The sequence below is a fragment of the Falsigemmobacter intermedius genome (genome assembly GCF_004054105.1).
In the GTDB taxonomy this organism is placed as follows: Bacteria; Pseudomonadota; Alphaproteobacteria; order Rhodobacterales; family Rhodobacteraceae; genus Wagnerdoeblera; species Wagnerdoeblera intermedia.
The window spans coordinates 1-2,140 of record NZ_SBLC01000117.1 but is presented as its reverse complement, the minus strand read 5'-3'; the positions used below and the strand labels follow the sequence as shown (position 1 = coordinate 2,140).

Below are 2,140 nucleotides of genomic sequence, written 5' to 3'. Positions count from 1 at the left end.
TGTGATTTTCCGCGCAGAACTGACCCGGGATTTCCATCGAGAAGTGACCCACCTTTGATTATGGTTGCGGGTTCACTGTGAGGTCAACGGACGGCCAGTCTCCTTCCTGTTTTTGATTGCCGCGGCTGCGCTTGCTTTGAAGCGGAAGCTGTCATTGCCGGTCTCAAGGATATGGCAGCGGTGCGTGAGGCGATCGAGAAGTGCGGTCGTCATCTTAGCGTCTCCGAAGACGGTCGCCCATTCGCTGAAGCTCAGATTTGTCGTGATGACAACACTGGTTCTCTCATAGAGCCTGCTGAGCATGTGGAAGAGGAGTGCACCGCCGGACGCACTGAATGGCAGGTAGCCCAACTCGTCGAGGATCACGAGGTCCAGCTTGGTCAGGCTCTCGGCGATCTGCCCTGTCTTGCCTCGCAGCTTTTCCTGTTCGAGGGCATTTACGAGTTCAATCGTTGAGAAGAAGCGGGCCTTACGTCGATGCTGCTCAATTGCCTGCACTGCCAGAGCCGTGGCGATATGGGTTTTCCCCGTGCCCGGTCCGCCTATCAATACGATGTTATGCGCCCCGTCTATAAACTCGCAGCGATGCAGGGTGCGGATTGTCGCCTCGTTGATCTCGCTGGCTGCAAAATCAAAGCCTGACAGATCCTTATAGGCAGGGAAGCGAGCCGCTTTCATGTGGTAAGCAATGGACCTTACCTCGCGCTCAGCCAGCTCGGCCTTAAGGAGCTGGGACAGGATCGGCACGGCCGCCTCAAAGGCAGGCGCCCCTTGCTCAATGAGATCAGCAACGGCCTGAGCCATGCCGTGCATCTTGAGGCTCCTGAGCATAATGACGACGGCCGCACTGGCAGGATCATGACGCATGCCGGCCTCCGACAATCCGCGGGCGCAGCCGATCGTAGCGTTCGACATTTGCTTTAGGCTCCCTGCGCAGGTTCAGCGCTTGAGGCGTTTCCAGAGGCTCAAGCGGGCCTTTCCTGTCAACGATGCGGTGCAGGATGTTCAGCACATGGGTCTTCGTCGGAACTCCCTCCGCCAGTGCCTGCTCAACGGCAGCCAGAACTGCCTGCTCATCATGATGCATAACCAGGGAGAGGATATCGACCATCTCCCTGTCACCGCCAGGCTTGCGCAGAAGATGTTCCTGCAGCTGGCGGAAGGCTTTCGGGCACTCCATGAACGGCGCTCCATTGCGAAGAGCGCCGGGCTTACGTTGCAGGACGGCCAGATAATGCCGCCAGTCATAGATGGTTCTGGGAGGAAGTCTGTGATTGCGTTGGATAATCCGCATGTGCTCACACAGGATTTTACCCTCGGCCACAATCCTCAGCCGGTCAGGATAAACCCTTACGCTTACCGGGCGGTTCGCGAAGGATGCCGGGACACTGTAGCGGTTACGGTCGAAGGTGATCAGGCAGGTTGGCGAGACACGCTTGCTCAATTCGATAAAGCCATCAAAAGCCGGCGGGAGGGGCATCAGGGCAGCTCGCTCGTCTGCCCAGATCTCAGCAATGGTGCCGCAAAGCATGCCATGGTTTGTCTCAGCCCAGAGCTCGATACAGCGCTGCTCCAGCCAGATGTTCAGCGCATCCAGATCCGGAAAGGACGGCATCACGGACAGGATTTGATGTCGGGTATCGCGCACATTCTTCTCAACCTGCCCCTTCTCCCAACCAGCCGCCGGATTGCAGAACTCCGGCTCAAAAACATAATGGTTGGCCATGGCCAGAAAGCGGATGTTGATCTGCCGCTCTTTGCCCCGCCCGACCCGATCAACGGCCGTGCGCATATTGTCGTAGATCCCACGCTCAGGGACGCCGCCGAAGACCCGGAAGCCATGCCAGTGTGCGTCAAACAGCATCTCATGGGTCTGAAGAAGATACGCCCTGACCAGAAAGGCCCGGCTATGCGAGAGCTTGATATGGGCAAGCTGGAGCTTCACCCGGGCGTTGCCCAGGACGGCATAGTCCTCGCTCCAGTCAAACTGGAATGCTTCCCCAGCCCGAAAGGCCAGGGGAACGAAAGTCCCACGCCCTGTCGTGTTCTCTTGGCGTTGGCGTTCAGCACGCCAGTCTCGGGCAAACGCCGCAACACGATTGTAAGACCCCGTAAAGCCCAGCGTCACAAGGTCAGCGTG

Annotated in this window: 2 protein-coding genes; both read right to left on the bottom strand. The window is 58.2% G+C overall.

The annotated features are described in order from the left end of the window. Positions 1 to 72 precede the first annotated feature (72 nt). Positions 73 to 867 carry an IS21-like element helper ATPase IstB gene (gene istB, locus EP867_RS19400; RefSeq protein ID WP_128491067.1) on the bottom strand — a complete coding sequence of 265 codons (795 nt, stop codon included), beginning with the start codon at positions 865 to 867 and terminating at the stop codon, positions 73 to 75. Next, positions 857 to 2,140, bottom strand: a 1,284-nt coding sequence (istA, locus tag EP867_RS19395; protein ID WP_128491066.1) for an IS21 family transposase, incomplete at its 5' end; no start/stop codon positions are given. The genes istB and istA, both read right to left, overlap by 11 nt.

Excerpts from the sequence above, each read along its gene's own strand:
- istB (WP_128491067.1), bottom strand. The coding sequence starts at position 867 with ATGCGTCATGATCCTGCCAGTGCGGCCGTCGTCATTATGCTCAGGAGC.